This window comes from Saccharibacillus sp. O23 (assembly GCF_002205895.1).
In the GTDB taxonomy this organism is placed as follows: domain Bacteria; phylum Bacillota; class Bacilli; order Paenibacillales; family Paenibacillaceae; genus Saccharibacillus.
This window is the reverse complement of sequence record NZ_NJDE01000004.1, coordinates 234,403-253,552: the sequence shown is the minus strand read 5'-3', so window position 1 is coordinate 253,552 and position 19,150 is coordinate 234,403. Positions and strand designations below refer to the sequence as shown.

13 protein-coding genes and 1 tRNA gene are annotated in these 19,150 nt (G+C 57.5%); 13 read left to right on the top strand and 1 reads right to left on the bottom strand.

What is annotated here, in order from left to right:
* The 9 genes from CDO73_RS07505 to CDO73_RS07465 form a co-directional block, all read left to right on the top strand.
* On the top strand, window positions 1-2,247 hold a 2,247-nt coding region (locus tag CDO73_RS07505; protein ID WP_179218615.1), incomplete at its 5' end, for a dynamin family protein.
* Between the two features lie 212 nt (window positions 2,248-2,459).
* Window positions 2,460-4,886 (top strand): putative bifunctional diguanylate cyclase/phosphodiesterase, encoded by a 2,427-nt coding sequence (locus tag CDO73_RS07500; RefSeq protein WP_088487890.1) that lies wholly within the window; start codon window positions 2,460-2,462, stop codon window positions 4,884-4,886.
* Window positions 4,887-5,212: 326 nt separating this feature from the next.
* On the top strand, window positions 5,213-6,061 hold the full coding sequence (locus CDO73_RS07495) for a S66 peptidase family protein (RefSeq protein ID WP_088487889.1): 849 nt from the start codon (window positions 5,213-5,215) through the stop codon (window positions 6,059-6,061).
* Between the two features lie 48 nt (window positions 6,062-6,109).
* Window positions 6,110-7,192 (top strand): peptide-methionine (S)-S-oxide reductase MsrA, encoded by a 1,083-nt coding sequence (gene msrA, locus CDO73_RS07490; RefSeq protein WP_088487888.1) that lies wholly within the window; start codon window positions 6,110-6,112, stop codon window positions 7,190-7,192.
* Window positions 7,193-7,724: 532 nt separating this feature from the next.
* Complete coding sequence (locus tag CDO73_RS07485; RefSeq protein WP_088487887.1) at window positions 7,725-9,497, top strand: ABC transporter ATP-binding protein; 1,773 nt, start codon at window positions 7,725-7,727, stop codon at window positions 9,495-9,497.
* A gap of 17 nt (window positions 9,498-9,514) precedes the next feature.
* Complete coding sequence (locus tag CDO73_RS07480; RefSeq protein ID WP_088487905.1) at window positions 9,515-11,332, top strand: ABC transporter ATP-binding protein; 1,818 nt, start codon at window positions 9,515-9,517, stop codon at window positions 11,330-11,332.
* Window positions 11,333-11,511: 179 nt separating this feature from the next.
* Entirely contained in the window at window positions 11,512-12,696 is a 1,185-nt protein-coding gene (purT, locus tag CDO73_RS07475) for a formate-dependent phosphoribosylglycinamide formyltransferase (protein ID WP_088487886.1), read from the top strand.
* Complete coding sequence (locus CDO73_RS07470; protein ID WP_088487885.1) at window positions 12,693-13,148, top strand: GNAT family N-acetyltransferase; 456 nt, start codon at window positions 12,693-12,695, stop codon at window positions 13,146-13,148. The genes purT and CDO73_RS07470 overlap by 4 nt, the downstream gene beginning before the upstream one ends.
* A gap of 129 nt (window positions 13,149-13,277) precedes the next feature.
* Complete coding sequence (locus CDO73_RS07465; protein WP_088487884.1) at window positions 13,278-13,775, top strand: CAP domain-containing protein; 498 nt, start codon at window positions 13,278-13,280, stop codon at window positions 13,773-13,775.
* A gap of 69 nt (window positions 13,776-13,844) precedes the next feature.
* On the opposite strand, the gene CDO73_RS07460 is transcribed toward CDO73_RS07465, so the two are convergent.
* Window positions 13,845-13,917 (bottom strand) — tRNA-Lys (locus CDO73_RS07460).
* 329 nt (window positions 13,918-14,246) lie between these two features.
* Between CDO73_RS07460 and CDO73_RS07455 the strand changes: the two genes are divergently transcribed.
* The 4 genes from CDO73_RS07455 to parE all read left to right on the top strand — a co-directional run bounded on the left by CDO73_RS07455 (window position 14,247) and on the right by parE (window position 19,133).
* Window positions 14,247-15,065 carry a GDSL-type esterase/lipase family protein gene (locus CDO73_RS07455; RefSeq protein WP_088487883.1) on the top strand — a complete coding sequence of 273 codons (819 nt, stop codon included), beginning with the start codon at window positions 14,247-14,249 and terminating at the stop codon, window positions 15,063-15,065.
* 42 nt (window positions 15,066-15,107) lie between these two features.
* Window positions 15,108-16,079 (top strand): ABC transporter ATP-binding protein, encoded by a 972-nt coding sequence (locus CDO73_RS07450; protein WP_088487882.1) that lies wholly within the window; start codon window positions 15,108-15,110, stop codon window positions 16,077-16,079.
* Window positions 16,076-17,065 carry an ABC transporter permease subunit gene (locus tag CDO73_RS07445; protein ID WP_373446973.1) on the top strand — a complete coding sequence of 330 codons (990 nt, stop codon included), beginning with the start codon at window positions 16,076-16,078 and terminating at the stop codon, window positions 17,063-17,065. Before CDO73_RS07450 ends, CDO73_RS07445 begins: the two co-directional genes overlap by 4 nt.
* A gap of 94 nt (window positions 17,066-17,159) precedes the next feature.
* Window positions 17,160-19,133 (top strand): DNA topoisomerase IV subunit B, encoded by a 1,974-nt coding sequence (gene parE / locus CDO73_RS07440; RefSeq protein ID WP_088487880.1) that lies wholly within the window; start codon window positions 17,160-17,162, stop codon window positions 19,131-19,133.
* Window positions 19,134-19,150 lie beyond the last annotated feature (17 nt).

The window sequence follows — 19,150 nt, the reverse complement described above, 5'->3', positions numbered from 1 at the left end:
GCGGCTTCGGCGAGCGCCGCCGCGCAAGCCGGCTCGCCTTCGACCGGCGGACCGGGCAGCCGAACGCCCGAGACCGGCCGCGAAGCCGCCTCCGGGCAAGACCGCTCGGCGGATAGCGCCGCCGAGCCTGCGGCTTCGTCTTCTGCGGCCGATTCCGCCGCCGCGCCTGTCGGCTCGGAGCTTGGGGCCACCGTGCCCGCCGCCGCATCCCGTCCCGGCCTAGAGACGGCCGCGACCGCGCCTGCGCCTGATGCGGCGCCTGTCGGCTCCGAACCGGCCGCTGCGAGCGCGGCCCAGCCCGCGACCGGCCGCCTCGCGATTCTGCGCTCGGCCGCCGATCGCCTGCACGAAGCCGCCGGCCTGCTCGAGCCGCTGCCGGCTTTCGATTCGGCCCTGCGGGCCATGCGCGAGCGCGAAGACTCGCTCCGCGGCGGGCGCTTCACGCTGGCTCTGTTCGGAGCGTTCAGCGCCGGCAAATCTTCGTTCGCCAACGCGCTGCTCGGCGACTCGTTCCTGCCGGTGTCGCCGCATCCGACGACCGCGTCCATCAGCCGGATCATGGCGCCGGAGCGCGCCGAAGACCACGGACGCGCGCTCGTCGTCATGAAGACGGAAGAAGAATTGATGGGCGATCTCGCCGACGCCTGCGAGCTGCTGGGTCTGCATGATCCCGCGCTCGGCCGCTGGCGGGCGGAAGTCCGCGCGTTGACTCCCGATAAGATTCATCCGTCGGGCCGCGCGCATTACAGCTTCCTGCGCGCCGCCGCCGCGGGTTACGACCGCGTCGAACCGCTGCTCGGCACCGAAATGTCGGTCGGTCCGGAAGAATTCCGCCAGTACGCGGCCGACGAGAGCCGCGCCTGCTTCGTGAAGCGGATCGACGTCTATATCGATTCCGAATGGACCCGGCAGGGGATCGTGTTGGTCGATACGCCGGGAGCCGATTCGGTGCATGCCCGCCATACGGGCGTCACGTTCGATTATATGAAGAATGCCGACGCGCTGGTGTTCGTTACGTATTACAATCACGCGTTTTCGCGCGCCGACCGTCAGTTTCTGGCGCAGCTCGGCCGCGTCAAAGGCAGCGATACCGTCGATAAGACGTTTTTCGTCGTCAACGCGGCCGATTTGGCCGATTCGGCGGAAGAATGCGAAGGCGTTACCGGCCATCTGGAAGAACGCCTGCGCGGGGAAGGCATTCTGCGTCCGCGCATTTACCCGGTATCCAGCATTCAGGCATTGGATGCCAAACGCGCCGGACGGACCGTTTCGGCGGCGCGAGCCGAAGCCGCCTTCTCCGGCCGATCCGACACTTCGTTCGATCGGTTCGCCCATTTCGAACGCGACTTGATGCATTTTGCCGCCGAAGAGTTGGCGGGTCTTGCGGCGGCGGCAGCCGATCGGGAGATTGCTGCGGCTCAAGCCCGGTTGACAAGATGGCTCGAAGAAGCCGCCCAAGGCGAACAAGAACGTCGCGGCCGTCTGGAACGTCTGGAACGCGCGAGCGCCAGAGCGAAGACGATGATCGAAGAAGCAGGGACGGCGGATAAGATGCCGGAACTCACTCGGGAGATTCGCGAACTGCTTTTCCACGTTCGTCAGCGCATCGAGTTCCGTTTCGGCGATTGGTTCGCGGAGAGCTTCAATCCGGCGCTGCTCCATACGGGCGTCGGCGATCTGAAAAGTTCGTTCCTCGCCTGCGGACGCGAATTGTCGAGAATGATTGCGCGCGAAGCGGAGAACGAACTGCTCGCGACGGGGCTGCGAATCGAACGCGCAGGTCAGCGAATGCTGTCGGAGGCGCTGGGCGATACCCGGGAACGTCTGGCCGCGCTGGGCGCGCCGTTCGATTCGCTGCAATACGGAGACGGAGGTCCTTGGGAGACGCCGGAGATTTCGGAAGTTCAGCTCGGCGGCGCCTTGGATTGGTCTTCGTTATGGCCGCTGTTCAAGAACCCCAAAGCCTTTTTCGAGCAGCGCGGCCGAGACGTGGTAAAAGAAGCGGCGCTGGCTACGTTCCGCGAAGCGCTGCAGCATATCACGGATGCGCGGCTTCCGGAATTCGAGAGTTTCTACGGTCGTCAGCTTGCCGGCAAACTCGAAGCGGAAGCTTCGGAACTGCGCCGACGGGCCGAAGAAGCGGCTCAAGGCGTCACGATTTCGTTGTCGGGCCGACCGGACACGGAACGCTGGCAGGAGATCCGTCAGCGGCTGCAAGAAGTTCTGAAATCCGCTCCTCAAGTTTAATAAAAAGGTTTTATTCGTATTCGTTTGCTTTAAAGGAAAAGGTATACAAATGTGAGATATTCATTCACATGTATGCCTTTTTTTTATCCGTTTATGAGTTTCGGGACTCATATTGCTGGGTAACTAATGAGATAAAAGACTTAGTTACTTCTGGGAAGATTGACTCGTTGTATTAGTTGGATTCCTAAGATATGCAGGTGGGAGAGAAGATCATGAACGACATCTGGGTAATCCTATCACTAAACGGGCTGTATTTGGCCTTTTCGCTGCTCGGTTCCGTGGCGGCATGCGTTTTGATTCGTTACGGAGTCTCGTGGAGGCAGTCCGATTTGCGTACCGAACGGGTCAAGAAGCGTCAGAGGACGGTCGTGCTTCTAGGAGCCGTCGCGTTCGGCGTTTCGCACATTCTGGCTCCGCTGTCGCTGGAACTGCCGGTCAGCAACGACTATTACGTGCTTCATGTACTGTTCACCATTCTTGGCTGCTTGGGGGCCATGTCCCTGGCGATCCGCTACGCGTTGATGCCCGCCACCGGTTCGACCCGCTTTTTCCTCACCGGACTATTCGTATCGATTACCATTCTGCTGTTCGATTACGCGAATGTCGTGCTGCTGTTCCATAAGATCGCGGTTTGGAATCCCGATCTGGTCGCGATGACCTCGGGGCTGACGTTCTGCATCGGTTTTGCAGTCATTCGGTTATTCGCTTTGTCGAATCGCAACCGCGAGCACGGGTTAAACTCCCGATGGAGCCTGTTCGGCGTCGTTTTCTGCGGTCTTGCTTTGTTCGGCATTCCGATCTTGGCCGTGTTATCGGTTCTTCCGCTCGAATCTTATTCGGCCGCGGGAGAAATCGGCGACGGGCGCGCGTATCTGATTCCTTATCTGGTCATGTTGGTCGTGGTCTGCGGACTGGTCGCCGTTCCCGACAATTTGCTGCGCGTTCGCGAACGTTTGCAGAGCCGCAAGATACAGGAGCGCGAACAGCACTATATTTCTTTGTACGAACACAATCCTGACGGCGTACTGGAATTCGACAGTCGGGGAACGGTCACGGGCATGAACGCGAGAGCGGAATTCATCGCGAAAAAGCTGGGGCAGAAGATGCTCGGATCCCGTTTCACCGACCTGTTTGCCGGAGAACAGAGACGCATCGTGGCGGAACATCTGAAGCTCGTATTGGGCGGCAAGCCCGGTACGGCGGAGATCGACGTGCGCGGAGTCGACAATTATATTCAGTCTTTCGCGCTTACTTCGCTTCCGATCGTCGTGGATCGCCAAGTCGTCGGCGCTTACAGCATCGTCAAGAACATCACGAAACGAAAAAGAGATCAAGAGACCATCCGCCATCTGGCGTATCATGACGAATTGACGGGACTTGCGAATCGCCGTTCGTTCGAAGTTACGCTGGAACGGTACACGCATTACGGAGAACACAAGCCCGAGCCGTTTACGCTGATTTTCGTCGACTTGGACCGTTTCAAGCGCGTAAACGATTTCTTCGGCCACGCGTTCGGCGATCTGGTGATCAAACATGCGGGCAAGCTGATCAAAGACAGTTTGCCGAACGGCGCTTTTCTGGCTCGAATGGGCGGAGACGAATTTACGGCGATCCTGCCGGGCATTCACCGTCGGGCCGAAGTGGAGAAATGCGCCGACCGCATCGTAAAGCGTTTCGACGAATCTTTCGAGCTCGGCAAACACACGGTTAAGCTGTCGGCTTCGGTCGGCATCGCGCTGTATCCGGAAGACGGCTTGTCGGGCGAACTGCTGACCAAACACGCGGATTCCGCCATGTACGAAGCCAAACAGAACGGCAGCTCGCAGTATCGTTTCTATGATCCGGTCAGCGATCGCAGCAGTCTGGAAGAGATCTTGCTGGAACAGGATCTGGAGCATGCGCTCGAGCGCGAGCAGCTGCGTCTGCTGTACCAGCCCAAGTTCGATATCCGCAGCGGCCGCGCTACCGGGTACGAAGCGCTGCTTCGTTGGAATCATCCCGTGCACGGAGAGATTCCGCCGCTTCGCTTCATCCCGCTCGCCGAGAAGAACGGCATGATCGTGCCGATCGAACAGTGGGTGCTGCGAACGGCTTGCCGGCAGACCAAGCGTTGGGAAGAAGAAGGGTTGGAGACGCTGCCGATCGCCGTCAACATCTCGCAGGTCCATCTGATGAAGCCGGACATTTTCGAATCGATCATGCAGACTTTGGAAGAGACGGACTTCGATCCGAACCTGCTGGAACTCGAGATTACGGAAAGCGCCATGATGCACAACGAAGAGCATGTGATCGAGATTTTGGAGAAACTCAAAGAAACCGGCATTTCCGTTTCGATGGACGATTTCGGAACCGGCTACAGTTCGCTGAGTTACCTGCACAGCCTGCCGATCAACAGTTTGAAGATCGACCGTTCGTTTATTCGCAAGATGACGACCGATCGGGACAGCAAAGCGATCGCCGAGATGATCATCTCGATGGCGCGCCAATTGAAGCTCAAGATCACCGCCGAAGGCGTGGAGACGCTGGAGCAGGTCGCCATGCTGCAAGAACTGCGCTGTTACGACGTACAAGGATTTTATTACAGCAAGCCGCTTTCTCCGGAACAGATCGGTCAGATGCGCGTCTCTCGGCAGGGCTGAATCCTGTCGGAGCGAAGTACCTCCGATAACGGCACATAAATAAGAACACCTAAACCCTTGGCTGCGGCCTCGGGTTTTTGTTTTTCGCAACATCATTGTTTTCCGCAACATGATTAATGTAATGAAAAATTCATAATAGAAAACCGCATACTCGATTCGGAAAAAGGGAAGTCAAACGCGTTCGTACGAAATCGGCCCGTTCTTCTTTCCGCGATTCGATCTCAGCTCGAATAGAAAGGCTTGCCTCTTCCTGCAAGTCTCGAATCATGTAAAATAAACATACAGAACGGACTTTGTCCGTGCCTACACCCAAAGGAGAGATGAACATGTCCCACTTCCGATTTCGGACAGGCGATACCGTCGCTTTGATCGCTTGTTCGGACGGCATGGCGCCGGAACTGCGGGCGTCGATCGACGAGCTGAGTTCGCATCTGCGCGGATTCGGCCTGCAAGTCGAAGAATCGCGTACGTTGATGCGCGCCGCCGGTCCGTTCAGCGGCACGCCGCGCGAACGGGCCGACGAATTGAACCGACTGTTCGCCGATCCGAAGATTGCCGCGATCTTCGATCTGTCCGGCGGCGATGCGGCGAATCAGATTCTGCCGCTGCTCGATTACGCGGCGATCCGAAGCGCCGACAAACCGTTGTTCGGATTAAGCGACGTATCCGCGGTACTGAACGCGATCTCGGCGCGCTCGGGTATCCGTACGTACCATTATCGAATCTTGAATCTGGCAGGCGCTTACGGCGAGCGGCAGCGGGAAGAATTTTACCGGACTTTTTTCGAAGGGCTGCCGGACTTGTACAATTTCGACTTCGAATTTTTGCGGGGAGAAGATCTGAACGGCGACGTGATCGGCGGCAATCTGCGCTGTCTGCTGAAGCTGGCGGGAACGTCTTACTGGCCCGATGCTTCGGGCAAAGTGCTGCTGCTGGAATCGCTGAGCGGAGGCGCGAGCCGTATTCAATCCATGTTGGCCCAATTGTCGCAGACCGGCGCGCTGGAACGGTGCTCGGGGCTTCTGCTCGGCACCTTCACGGAACTCGAGCGTCGGGGCGAATTCGACCTCGTTCGCGAATATCTGCTCGCGTTGACGGAGTCGCGCGGGATTCCGGTCGTGCGATCGAACCGCATCGGGCACGGCGAAGACGCGAAATGCGTGGTGCTCGGTTAAACCGCGGTCTGAACAAGCAAGCGCGCAAGCAGGAGAGGAGGAGAAACGATGAAATGGACCAAGCGTCTGCTCGGCGGCAAAACATCGACAGGAGAACATTCCGTTTCCGCCGCGGAAAAGGTCGCTTCGAGAAAAGAAGCCTTCGATTCTCGAGTTTCTCGGACTGGCGATTCGCGCGCGAACCCGCTGCCCGGAACTTCTTTCGAAACGGCCGCTTTCGCCGGAGGCTGTTTCTGGTGCATGGTCGCTCCGTTCGACGAGCTGCCGGGCATCGTGGAGGTCGTATCCGGATATACCGGCGGGCATACGGAAAATCCGACTTACGAAGAAGTGGCAAGCGAAACGACCGGCCATGCGGAAGCGGTACAGATCGTGTTCGATCCGAACGTGTTTCCGTACGCGCGTCTGCTCGAGCTGTTCTGGCAGCAGATCGATCCGACCGATGCGGGCGGGCAGTTCCAAGATCGGGGCGCGTCGTATCGAACCGCGATTTTCGTGCATAACGAGGAGCAGCGCCGAGAAGCGGAAGCTTCGAAGCGGGCGCTTCAGAAAAGCGGCAGATTCAAAGGCAGGATCGTGACGGAAATCGTCGACGCAGGCCCTTTCTATCCGGCGGAAGAAGAGCATCAAGGGTATTACAAGCGCAGCTTCGGACATTACCGATTGTACCGTCAGCATTCGGGCAGAGACGAATTTATTCGGGATCACTGGAATACGGATATCGATCGGGAGAAGCTGCGTCGGGAATTGACCGATACGGAATATAAAGTCATGATTCTCGGCGAGATGGAGCCGCCTTACGATAACGCCTATTGGAACGAGAAGCGTTCCGGCGTTTACGTCGACCGACTGAGCGGAGATCCGCTGTTCGATTCGGCGGACCGTTACGACGCGGGAGACGGCTGGCCGGCTTTTTCGAAGACGGCGGATACGCATTTGGTTCGCCGCCAAGCCGATCTCGGCGGCGGCGAGGTTCGAACCGCGCTGGTCAGCCGGTTGACGGGAATCCGGCTGGGTTATTTGCTTTACGACGGTCCGTCGGAAGAGCGGCTGCATTACCGGGTCAACTCTGCGGCGCTTCGATTCGTGCCTCTGGACAACCCGGACGAGGCGAGCGATTCGCGAGTTTGAGCTCGGATTTCGGCTCGCGTGGAGAGCGGTTCCGGTTGTCTTCGACGCTATTCCGCCAAATCCGCATTTACCGACCGCCGAACTTGTTCGGCGGTTTTTTGCTGTGGGACATCGAGACGAATTCCCGATCGGCTAAGCAAGCAGCTGCTCTTCGACTGCGGACCTTTTATGCGAGATGACGCGATTATGCAGGCGTTGTCGCGATGTTGGAAGGCTTTTTTTACGATTCGGGGCGAAACGCTTTGCCGAAAAAGAAAAGCGTTTTCGAAATTTGTGAATGTTAATCGGTTAAATACGCCAAACCGGCCGGATAAGCGAGCATGGAAGACTATTTGAACCGAATGTATACGCTGACATCGCCAGTCGGCGGGAGATCCGCTCCCTTGACAAAATACGCTTTTTTCCTCGCTTTGCCGGGATAAAGACACGGTGATAAACTGCATTATGCTCAAGCAATAAAAGACCGTATACGGAAATTGGGAGATCGAATCGAGCGACCCCGATCGCGCTCCCGAAAACGAGGAGGAAAGACATGAACGTTCTCAGGCGACTGCAAGACTATTATTGGGAAAAGAAAACCTACATGTTTGTTTCGATTCTTTTCCTGGCTTTGGCCACCGCATTGGGGTTGGTATACCCCAAACTGCTTCAGGTGCTGATCGACGATGTCATCACGCCCCGCAATTTCGAGCTTGTTCCCCGATTGGCGCTCGCCGTAGTCGGCGTCGTGGCGCTCAAAGCGTGCATGCAGTTCCTGCACGGCTTTTTCGGCGCGCGGCTCGGCAACTTCCTGGCTTACCGTCTTCGTAACGCGTGTTACGAGAAACTGCAATTTTTGTCTTTCCGCTACTACGACACCGCGAAGACGGGGGACCTGATGTCCCGTCTTACCGGCGACCTCGAAGCGATCCGCAACTTTATCGGCTTCGGTTTCGCCCAGATTCTCAACTTGTTCTTGATGGTCGGATTCGGTTCGGCCATGATGCTTTCGATCAATTGGCAGCTCACGCTGTTCACGCTGGTCACCATCCCGCTGCTGGTATTCGTGGCGCTGCGTTTCGAATCGCGCATCCATCCGGCTTTTCAGGAGATGCGTCTTGCGCTCGGATCTTTGACGACCGCGGTACAGGAGAACGTCACGGGCGTGCGCACGGTCAAAGCTTTCGCCCGCGAACCTTACGAGGTGGGCAAGTTCTCGATTCGCAACGACCGCTACAAAGACAATCAGCTGCATGCTTCGGGACTGTGGAGCCGTTACTTCCCGGTCATGGAACTGCTGGCTTCCGGCTGCGCGGTCCTGCTGCTCGGCATCGGCGGCACGATGGTCGTTCGCGGCACGCTCACGATCGGCGAACTGGTCGCGTTCTTCAGCTTGATCTGGTACATTATCGGCCCGATGTGGGGGCTGGGCTTCCATATTAACAACTATACGCAGTCCGAAGCTTCGGGCGAGCGCGTGCTGGAGATTCTGAACCAGCCGATCGAAGTCCGGGACAAAGAAGGCGCCGTGGCGCTGTCTTCCGAACAAGCGCGCGGTCATGTGACGTTCGATCGCGTCGGATTCGCTTACGGCAACAAATTGCGCGCCGTGCACGACATCTCGCTGGACGCGCCTCCGGGCAAAGTCGTCGGTTTGCTCGGCGGCACGGGTTCGGGCAAATCCACGATCATCCAACTGCTGATGCGGGCATACGACGTGACGGAAGGCTCGATCAAGTTCGACGGAACGGACATCCGCGATATTCGGGTGGAAGATCTCCGCGGACAGATCGCGACCGTGTTCCAAGAAACGTTCTTGTTCTCTTCCAGCATCAGAGGCAATATTTCTTACGGCATGAGCGACGTGTCGATGGAAGAGATCGTGCGCGTAGCGAAGCTGGCCAAAGCGCACGATTTCATCATGGAAATGGCGGACGGCTACGACACGGTCGTCGGCGAACGGGGGATGGGACTCTCCGGCGGGCAGAAGCAGCGGATCGCGATCGCGCGGGCTTTGCTCAAGAATCCCAAGATCCTTATTCTCGACGATGCGACCAGCGCCGTCGACATGGAGACCGAACACGAGATTCAAGCCGGTTTCCAAGAAGTCATGCGCGGACGGACCACCTTCATCATCGCTCACCGGATCTCTTCGCTGCGCCATGCGGACGAGATTCTGGTGCTCAGCGAAGGCCGGGTCGTCCAGCGCGGCAAACATAACGAACTGATCAAGCAGCCCGGTCCTTACCATGATGTGTATGCGATTCAATACGCCGACCATATCGCCCGGACGGAGCAGGCCAGCGAAGGGGGGGCGAACCTGTGAGTACGCGTACCGAAGACATGAAGACCCGGAAACCCGCGCCGAACAATCAACGGCATGAACGCTTCATCTATAAGGACGACGACGAGATCGACAAAGCCTTCAATTGGAAGCAGTTCGCTCGGCTGTTCAGCTATATGCGTCCTTACGCGAAGCAGCTTCTGCCGCTGATCATTCTGATGACCGTGCTCGGCACGATCACCAAGCTTGCGGTTCCTTACCTGACGGGCGTGCTGGCGATCGACAAAGCGATCAAGCCCGGCAACCTGCCTCTGCTGTATGTCGTTACCGCTTCCGTGCTGGGCTTGTACGTGCTGCAATGGGCAGCCAACGTTTATCGGATCAAATACACGAATATCATCGGACAGCGGGTCATTTACGATATTCGCGCTTCGCTGTTCACCCATATCCAGAAGCTGTCTTTTAACTTTTTCGATAAAAGACCTGCCGGGTCCGTGCTCGTTCGGGTGACGAACGACGTCAACTCGCTGCAAGATCTGTTTACGGGCGGCGCGGTCAACGCGGTCATCGACTGCGTGCAGTTGACCGGCATCATCATCATTTTGCTGTTGATCAACTGGAAATTGGGACTGGCGGTTATTCTGACCGTACCTGTCATGTTCTTTATCTCCACCAAGCTGCGTCAGAAGATCCGTATGGCTTGGCAGGACGTGCGCATGAAGAACTCGCGGATCAATTCGCACTTGAACGAAGCGATTCAAGGCATCCGCGTCACGCAGGCTTACACCCAAGAGAAAGAAAACATGAAGTTCTTCGACGGCTTGAACAAAGCCAGCCTCAAGTCTTGGAACCGCGCTTCGACGATGAACCAGACGTTCGGCCCGCTGATCGACACGACGGGCGGCGTCGGCTCGATGATCCTGTTCTGGTACGGCGCGTACCTGATCCAGCAGGGCGAAGTGACCGTGGGTCTGCTCGTGACCTTCGCGAACTACGTCGGCAACTTCTGGGATCCGATCAACCGTCTGGGCCAGATGTACAATCAGGTATTGGTGGCGATGGCTTCGTCGGAACGGATCTTCGAGTTCCTCGACGAGAAGCCGAATATCGACGATAAGCCGGATGCCAAGCCGCTGCCGAAAATTCAAGGGAACGTCAACTTGGAAAAGGTGGTGTTCGAATACGAACCCGGACGTCAGGCGCTCAAAGGGATCGATATCGAGGCGAAAGCCGGTCAATCGATCGCTCTCGTCGGACATACCGGTTCGGGCAAGTCGACGATCATCAACCTGCTCAGCCGTTTCTACGACGTGACGCAGGGCGCGGTGAAGATCGACGGCATCGACGTGCGCGACGTCAAATTGGAGACGCTTCGCGCGCAGATCGGCATCGTGCTGCAAGACACCTTTATCTTCTCGGGCACGATCCGCGACAATATCCGCTTCGGCCGGCTCGACGCGACCGACGAAGAGATCGAACAAGTCGCCCGAGCGGTGGACGCGCACGAGTTCATCGCGGCGCTGCCTGCCGGGTACGACACGGAAGTCGAAGAACGCGGCAGCGCGCTGTCGATGGGTCAAAGGCAGCTCCTTTCGTTCGCCCGCGCGCTTCTGGCCGATCCGCGCATTCTGATTCTCGACGAAGCGACGGCCAGCATCGATACGGAGACCGAATTGAAGATTCAAGAGGCGCTCAAAGTGCTTCTGACAGGCCGGACTTCGTTCATCGTGGCGCACCGTTTGTCGACGATCCGCCATGCCGACAAGATCATCGTGCTCGATCACGGCGAGATCAAAGAACAAGGCACGCACGAAGAACTGATTCGCCACGGCGGCATCTATAACGGACTGGTCGAAGCGCAATTCCGTTTTCTGTAACGTTTTCCGTAGGTTGAAAGTTTAAATGCGAACAGAATAAATATGCAGAAAACTCGCGACTTTTTTCGCGAGTTTTCGTCATTTTTTCATAAAAATTTGATTGATCGGGGTTGCAATTCGGCCGCCGAGCACACAAAATAGAAAAGGACAAACCAAAAAGCGTAGGAGTTGGTCAAACGATGTGGGGGGCTCCAAGATCCGCGAACGCGAAGAAAATCATGCTTCTCGGGAGCGGCGAACTGGGCAAGGAAGTCGTGATCGAAGCGCAGCGCCTCGGTATCGAGTGCATCGCGGTCGATCGTTACGAAGGGGCTCCGGCCATGCAGGTTGCCCATCGCAGCCATGTGATCGATATGCTGGACGCGCAGGCGCTGCGCGAGCTGATCTTGCGTGAGAAGCCGGACCTGATCGTGCCGGAGATCGAAGCGATCGCGACGACGATGCTTCAGCAGCTTGAAAGCGAAGGTTTCCGCGTGATTCCGACGGCGACTGCCGCGCGTCTTACGATGGATCGCGAAGGGATTCGCCGGCTGGCCGCCGAAACGTTGGGGCTGCCGACCGCGGCTTACCGCTTCGCGGATACGCTCGACGAGTTGAAAGCCGCGGTGGCGGAACTCGGCGCGCCGTGCGTGATCAAGCCGCTGATGAGTTCTTCCGGCAAAGGCCAGAGCGTGCTGAAGACGCCGGAAGACGCGGAGAAGTGTTGGCAGTTTGCTCTGGAAGGCGCAAGAGCGAAGAACAACACGCGCGTGATCGTCGAAGCTTTCGTGCCGTTCGAGAGCGAAATCACGCTGCTCACGGTCAGAAGCGTGTCGGGAACCGTATTTTGCCCGCCGATCGGACATATTCAGCAGGACGGCGATTACGTGGAATCGTGGCAGCCGCATCAGATGGACGCAGGCAAGTTGGAAGAAGCTCGGCGGATCGCCCGAACGATCACGGACGAGTTGGGCGGTTACGGCCTGTTCGGCGTCGAATTGTTCCTGACCAAAGACGGCGTCGTATTCAGCGAAGTATCGCCGCGTCCGCACGACACCGGCATGGTGACGATGGCGACTCAGGATCTGTCGGAGTTCGCTTTGCATGTGCGGGCGATACTCGGACTGCCGATCACGGGCGTCGAACTGTTGACGCCGGGCGCTTCGGCAACATTGAAAGCAAGCAAGGCGAGCGAGCATTTTGCCGTCGGAGGACTGTCGGAAGCGATGAGCGTCCCGCGTACCCAGGTTCGGGTATTCGGCAAGCCGGATTCCAAGCCGGGACGTAGAATGGCCGTTGCGCTTAGCGCGGCGGAAGATGTCGAAACTGCGCGCAGCCGTGCCCGGGAAGCGGCCGGTCTGCTAAAAGAGGAGTATTTCGGATGACAACCTATGTACTGGAAAAAACGGCCGACCTTCGCGTAGCGGCCTGCGGCGATGCCGAGGCCTTGACGAAGCTGATGCGGAAACTGTCTTATCCCACGACTCCGAGCGTGATGAGAGAACAGTTGGAGAGCCGGGAGAACGATCCGAATTATCGCACTTATTTGGCGGAACGAAACGGGAAACCGGTAGGCATGATCGCGCTGCGCCTGATCGCCGCGCGCGGAAGCGAAAGCAAGACGGCGCAGATCGCCGGATTGATCGTCGACGAAGACTGCCGCGGCTGCGGAATCGGCCGTCAGTTGGTTCGTCAAGCGGAAGAATGGGCGGCGCAGTCCGGGTGCCGGGCTTTGTTCTTGACCGGCATCAACCGCGAAGACCGGCTCGGCGCTCACGAGTTCTATCGCAACGCCGGCTTCTCCAAGTTCGGCTGCCGCTTTATCAAGTCGCTGTAACTTCCGAGCGGGCGGCGTCGGATCGGACATTCAGACAAAGGGAAATAATCACTTTCGGTTCCGGCTTTTTCGAGCGGAGCCTTTTTGTTTATAGAGATTTCAAGTCACCGTAGAGGAGGAACGATAACGATGAGAAAAAAGAGCGCGATATGGGCTCTGGCCGCCGTCACGTTCGCGAGCGCGTACTCGGGAATGCCCGCGGAATCCGTTCAAGCCCGAACCGTTTACGAGGCGGCTTATGCCAAGACGACGACGGACAAGACGCAGTTCGCGGCCAAAGTCGTTTATTTGGTGAATCTGGAACGCCGTCAAGCGGGGCTGAAACCGCTCGTGATCGACGCGGCGGTCGCGCGCACGGCGCGTCTCAAAGCGATCGACATGTCCAAAAAGCAGTACTTCGACCATACGTCGCCGACTTACGGTTCTCCGTTCAACATGCTCAAACTGCAAAAGATCGCGTACCGCGCGGCGGGCGAGAACATCGCGGCGGGACAGCGTTCGCCGGAGAGCGTCATGAAATCTTGGATGAACAGCGAAGGGCATCGAAGCAATATCCTGAATCCGAATTATACGTCGATCGGCGCAGCCTATTACGACGGTTATTGGGTCCAACTGTTTATCGGCTGATCCGTTCGGCGGAAACCACAAAAAAACCCAACCTCCCGGGAGGTTGGGTTTCTTCATTATATAAAAGAATGGGACATGTAGGAATCGAACCTACAACCTGTCGATTAAGAGTCGAATGCTCTGCCAATTGAGCTAATGTCCCATATTTCGTCTAACGGCCGCCCGGCGTTTTATCAACGTTGTTCCTAGCGACAAGAAATATCTTATCATGAATTTATAGAGCTTGGCAAGTATTTTTCATAAAAAAGCAGAAAAATCTTTCGGCGGACGTTTGCAAATTGCTTGGCTAACAATTATCTTTAGTACGTAGTACTCTGTACCCGGTCAAACAGTCGGTTTACGTTTGGCCGAAACGCACACGGATTTAGCGCGTTTTGGACGAGCGTGACCTTACCTTTATTTGGTACAGATATTGGGTACAGAGTAGCGCTGTGCGGCAGAACGAATAGATGCCGACTAAGGAGGAGTACCATGAATTCGTGGAAGTGGATCTGGCGAGTATCCGCATGGCTGTCCGCGGCCGCTTCGCTGCTGTTGATCGTCGGTTTCGTCTACGGAGCCGGCAAATTGATGTTTCCGAAGCCTAACCTTGCCGAGTCGGAAGCTTCTTCGGCCGCAGCGCCGTTGACGGAGCGCGAGCCTTCGCCGGAAGACGGCAGCTATCGAATCGTCGCGATCGGCGATTCTCTGGCCAAAGGAACGGGCGATACGACCGGGCAAGGATTTGCCAGACGCGCGGCCGCCGGGCTCGAAGAAGCAGGCCGGAAACCGGTGCATTTTCTTAATAATCTGGGGATCAACGGCATGACCACGCAGGAACTGCTGGACGAATTGAAGCAGCCGGGCGTACAGTATGTGCTGAAAGAAGCGAACGTCATCTTGCTGTCGATCGGCGCGAACGATTTGTTCCAAGGCGGAGCCGCGCTTCAGACGGGCGCCGACGCGCCGAATACCGCCGCGTTGGAGCAGGCGCTTCCGGGTACGGAAGAACGTCTCGGCCGAGCGCTCGACGAGCTGCGGAAGATCAATCCGACGGCCGAGATCGTCTATATCGGGCTGTATAATCCGTTCGGCGATATCGAATCGCTGCGGGAAGAAGGCGATCGCGGCATCGTGGAATGGAACGCGAAGGCGGCTTCCCTGATCGTCGAACGGGACGGCATGACGCTGACGCCGACATTCGACCTGTTTCAACGGGACCCGGGAGCTTATTTGTCGTTCGACCATTTCCATCCCAATTCGGCCGGTTACGAACGAATCGCCCGGCGAATCGTTCAAGGCATGGAGTAGATCCGCAAAGGCCAGAGAATCGACAGAAAGAGGCGATGACAGATGCAGCAGACGGACGGCGATTCCGTGCTTCGCGTTCGAGGTTTGAACAAACGCATCGGACGCAAGACGATCATCCATAGTATCAGTTTCGACGTGCGGGCCGGCGAAATCTTCGGATTTCTGGGTCCGAACGGCGCAGGCAAAACGACCACGATCCGCATGCTCGTCGGATTGATCCGGCCGACTTCGGGCAGCGTGGAGATCTGCGGGCGCGATGTGCAGAAGCAGCCCGAAGAAGCGCTTAAATACGTCGGTTCCATCGTTGAGAATCCGGAGATGTATCCGTTTTTGACCGGATGGGAGAACTTGACGCATTTCGCGCGCATGCAGGACGGCATCGACGAGAAACGAATCCGCGAGGTGGCCGAACTCGTTCATCTGGGCGGCCGCATCCATGAGAAAGTACGCACTTACTCGCTCGGCATGAGGCAGCGGCTCGGCATCGCGCAGGCTTTGCTCGCCCGTCCCCGATTGCTGATCTTGGACGAGCCGACGAACGGACTCGATCCCAAAGGTATCAAAGAGATGCGGAGCTTTATTCGCGAACTGGCCGCGGGCGGTTTGGCCGTGTTCGTGTCCAGCCATCTGCTGAGCGAGATCCAACTGCTCTGCGATCGGGTGGCGATCATCGGCGGAGGCAAAGAACTGGCGGTCGGTTCCGTCGAGGAACTGATGGGAGCGGGAAAAGGCATGGTGATCTGGGACGCGGAGCCGAGAACAAAAGCGCTCGCGCTGCTCGGGCGGTATGCGGACATCGCCGTGATCGACGCCGTCGGCGCCGCGGCGCTCGAAGATGCGGCCGCCGCGCTGCTTAACGAACGCAGCATCGTGACCGAGACGCCCGAAGAGCGGGTGGCCGAGGTGCTGGACCGGATGGTGCGCGAAGGGATCGCGGTCAGAGGCGTCCACCGCGTCGCGCCGACGCTGGAACGTTTATTCCTGCAAATGACGGAGGGGGAAGGAATCGAGTGAAACGTTTTTGGGCCATGGTACAGAACGAAGTCGTGAAGATCGTCAAAAAGAAACGCTTTTACATCGTCCTGTTGATCCTCGCCGTCTTGGTGCCGATCTTCAGTTACGCCCAAATGAAGCAGTCGCTCGAACGGCGCGAGAGTTACGGCAGCGATTGGCGCCTAGAAGTCCAACAGGCGATCATCGACAACCAGAACTCCCTCAGCAGCGACCGGGTTCCGCAGGAGTGGAAAGTTTATCGGCAGATCTATATTCAGCAGATGCAGTATTACCTCGACCATGACGTGAATCCGAACGAACCGGGCGGCGTCACCTTCACGCGCGAGTTCATCGACAATTCGGCCACGCTGTTCATTCCGCTGATGATCCTGACCATCGCGTCGGATCTCGTGTCTTCCGAACGCACGACCGGCACGATCAAGATGCTGCTGACGCGCCCCGTCCGAAGATGGAAAGTGCTGCTCAGCAAATTGACCGCCCTGCTCATGTTCGTGTCGTTGATCGTCGCGAGCGCCTATCTGATCTGTTATTTGATATCGGGCGCGTTCTTCGGATATTCGGGGTGGAACATTCCGATCTTTACCGGATTCGTGCTGAACGGTTCCGACGTCGATCTCACCTACGTGCAGGCGACGCCGCAGTGGCAGTACTTGCTCATGCAGGCCGGACTCGTCTGGTTCGTCGGCGTCGTCGTGGCGCTGCTCGCTTTCATGGTATCGGTTCTGGTCAGAAGCACGGCGGCGAGCATCGTCGTGATGATGGCCGCCTTGATCTCCGGTTCCATTTTGACGAATATGGCTTCGGCCTGGACCAGCGCCAAATATTTGTTTATGGTGAATCTTGGCTTGACGGAGTATTTGGCCGGCAATCCCGCGCCGATCAAAGGCATGACGTTAGGATTCTCGATCGGCACATTGGCCGTTTGGGCGGCGGTTTCCGTGATTATTTCGTTTGGCGTCTTTACGAAGAGGGACGTTTTGACTTAGAATGAAAAGAGCAAAAATGAAAACACTTGTTTGCATTTCGGCGTATGAACGATCCGGAGGCAAAAAGCGAGCAAGAGAGAAAGAGGGAGAATTCATGGCCGAACAGATCGATACGGCACAACAAACGGCGGCTCCGCAGGCCGTTCAAGGATACGATGCGGACGATATCCAGGTGCTCGAAGGCCTGGTCGCCGTCCGCAAGCGGCCCGGCATGTATATCGGGAGCACCAGCTCCTCGGGCCTCCACCATCTGGTATGGGAGATCGTCGACAATGCGGTCGACGAACATTTGGCTAAACATTGCGATCGGATCGAAGTGAGTTTGAACAAGGACGGTTCGGTGACGGTGAGAGACAACGGACGGGGCATCCCGACCGGCATGCATAAGAGCGGCGTGCCGACGCCGCAGGTCGTCTATACGGTCCTGCACGCCGGCGGCAAATTCGGCGGCGGCGGATACAAGAAGTCCGGCGGCCTGCACGGCGTAGGCGCTTCGGTGACCAACGCCTTGTCCGAATGGCTGGAAGTCGAAATCTACCGCGACGGCAAGATCCATCGCCAGCGGTTCGAATATCGCGTCGACAAGAAAGGCGCGGAGCACGTCGGCGAGCCGGCAACCGGGCTCGAAGTGCTCGGCAATACGAGACAGACCGGCACGAAGGTTACGTTCAAGCCGGATATTCGCGTGTTCAAAGCGGGCATCTCGCTCAACTACAACACGTTGGCCGAACGTTTGCAGGAGATCGCTTTCCTGAACTCGGGTCTGCGGATCGTGCTGACGGATTACCGTACGGACACGACCGAAGAGTTCTATTACGAAGGCGGCGCGAAGCAGTTCGTCGAATTCCTGAACGAAGGCAAAGAAGTGCTGCACGACGTCGTGCGCTTCTATGCCGAGAAAGACGAAATCGAAGTCGAAGTGGCTTTCCAATATAACGCGGGTTATACCGAAACGATCGCTTCGTTCGTGAACTCGATTCCGACGAGAGGCGGCGGGACGCACGAAACGGGCTTCAAGACGGCCTATACGCGCGTGCTGAACGAATACGCCCGAAAAGTCGGCGTGCTGAAAGAGAAAGACAAGAACCTCGAAGGCGGCGATCTGCGCGAAGGCATGATGGCCGTCATCAGCGTCAAGATGGGCGACGTGGAATTCGTCGGCCAGACCAAAGACCAGCTCGGCAGCGCTTCGGCGAGAAGCGCGGTCGACTCCGTCGTGTCCGACAAAACGTCGCAGTTTCTCGAAGAAAATCCGCAGGCCGCGCAGGTGCTGATCCGCAAAGCGGTTCAAGCGGCACGGGCGCGCGAAGCGGCCCGCAAAGCGCGCGACGAGATGCGTACCGGCAAGAAGCGCAGCGAAAGCTCCAACCTGAACGGCAAATTGACGCCGGCCCAGTCCAAAGACTTTACGAAAACGGAACTGTTCATCGTCGAAGGCGACTCCGCGGGCGGCTCCGCCAAACAAGGACGCGACTCCAAGATTCAGGCTATTTTGCCGCTCAAAGGCAAGCCTCTGAATCCGGAAAAAGCCAAGCTGGCCGAGATTCTCAAGAACGAAGAATACCGGGCGATCGTGTCGGCGATCGGCGCGGGCATCGGACCGGACTTTTCGATCGAAGACAGCAATTTCTCGAAGATCGTCATCATGACCGACGCGGATACGGACGGCGCGCATATTCAAGTTCTGCTGCTGACGTTCTTCTACCGCTACATGAAGCCGATGATCGATCAAGGCCGGGTATACATCGCCCAGCCGCCGCTGTTCAAGATCACCCGCAAAGGCTCGCGCAAGAACGAAATCGTGTATGCTTGGAGCGACGAAGAACTCGAGAAGCTCACCAAAAGCGCCAAAAACTTCGAACTTCAGCGTTATAAAGGCCTCGGCGAGATGAACCCGGATCAGCTCTGGGAAACGACGATGGACCCGACGACCCGCACGCTGCTTCAAGTGCAGATCGAAGACGCGGCCAAAGCCGAACGCCGCGTTTCCACGCTGATGGGCGACAAAGTCGACCCGCGCAAACGCTGGATCGTGGAACACGTGGACTTTACCGAAGTCGAAGAATAAAGGGCAGAAGGAGATTT

Coding starts and splice junctions, on each gene's coding strand:
- CDO73_RS07500 (WP_088487890.1), top strand. CDS start 2,460: ATGAACGACATCTGGGTAATCCTATCACTAAACGGGCTGTATTTGGCC.
- CDO73_RS07495 (WP_088487889.1), top strand. CDS start 5,213: ATGTCCCACTTCCGATTTCGGACAGGCGATACCGTCGCTTTGATCGCT.
- msrA (WP_088487888.1), top strand. CDS start 6,110: ATGAAATGGACCAAGCGTCTGCTCGGCGGCAAAACATCGACAGGAGAA.
- CDO73_RS07485 (WP_088487887.1), top strand. CDS start 7,725: ATGAACGTTCTCAGGCGACTGCAAGACTATTATTGGGAAAAGAAAACC.
- CDO73_RS07480 (WP_088487905.1), top strand. CDS start 9,515: ATGAAGACCCGGAAACCCGCGCCGAACAATCAACGGCATGAACGCTTC.
- purT (WP_088487886.1), top strand. CDS start 11,512: ATGTGGGGGGCTCCAAGATCCGCGAACGCGAAGAAAATCATGCTTCTC.
- CDO73_RS07470 (WP_088487885.1), top strand. CDS start 12,693: ATGACAACCTATGTACTGGAAAAAACGGCCGACCTTCGCGTAGCGGCC.
- CDO73_RS07465 (WP_088487884.1), top strand. CDS start 13,278: ATGAGAAAAAAGAGCGCGATATGGGCTCTGGCCGCCGTCACGTTCGCG.
- CDO73_RS07455 (WP_088487883.1), top strand. CDS start 14,247: ATGAATTCGTGGAAGTGGATCTGGCGAGTATCCGCATGGCTGTCCGCG.
- CDO73_RS07450 (WP_088487882.1), top strand. CDS start 15,108: ATGCAGCAGACGGACGGCGATTCCGTGCTTCGCGTTCGAGGTTTGAAC.
- parE (WP_088487880.1), top strand. CDS start 17,160: ATGGCCGAACAGATCGATACGGCACAACAAACGGCGGCTCCGCAGGCC.